Below are 542 nucleotides of genomic sequence, written 5' to 3' on the forward strand. Positions count from 1 at the left end.
CAAGCTGTTCCAGGGCCCGGTTCTGCTCTTGAGGCAAATAGGTGCGCAGCCTGCGGTTAAAAGCTTCCTTGTACTCATAACCAAGTGGAGCGCTGGCCAATCCGCCGCCAGCTTGCTTGAGCCTTTCATATAAATTAGCAAACCCACCCCGCGTATTAAGTTCACCTTTGTATTTGGCACAAAGAGAGAAACCATAGAGTTGAAGCTTTACCCCTACGGGACAGTCTGCGAATTGCGTTGCTGCCTGTTCGGCTTTTTCTATTACCTTTGGCAACTGCGATTCAAAGCTTGCGTGCTGGGGAGACGATAGATCAGTTGACACATAAGTGGGCAAGGATGCTTTCAACATATTGCTTGCCTGCTTGCAGAGGGCATCACCGGTACCGCCGATGTCAATGTATCGCTTGCGGATTTCACCCAGTATGCCTTGCTCACTTTACGAAGCGCGTTGCTTCTCGAGCGGCCTTTCGAAGAACTTGATCAAGTTCAGCTTGTCGGTCGTACTGTATTGCTGGTAATTCTCACCGAGCAAGGCCTTCGCC

Annotated in this window: 1 protein-coding gene; it reads right to left on the minus strand. The window is 50.6% G+C overall.

The features are described 5' to 3' along the window. Window positions 1-349, minus strand: a 349-nt coding sequence (locus tag JK635_RS28155) for a hypothetical protein (protein ID WP_202653238.1), incomplete at its 3' end; no start/stop codon positions are given. Window positions 350-542 lie beyond the last annotated feature (193 nt).

Origin of the sequence: Neobacillus paridis, assembly GCF_016765675.1 — a bacterium.
Lineage (GTDB): Bacteria > Bacillota > Bacilli > Bacillales > Cytobacillaceae > Neobacillus > Neobacillus paridis.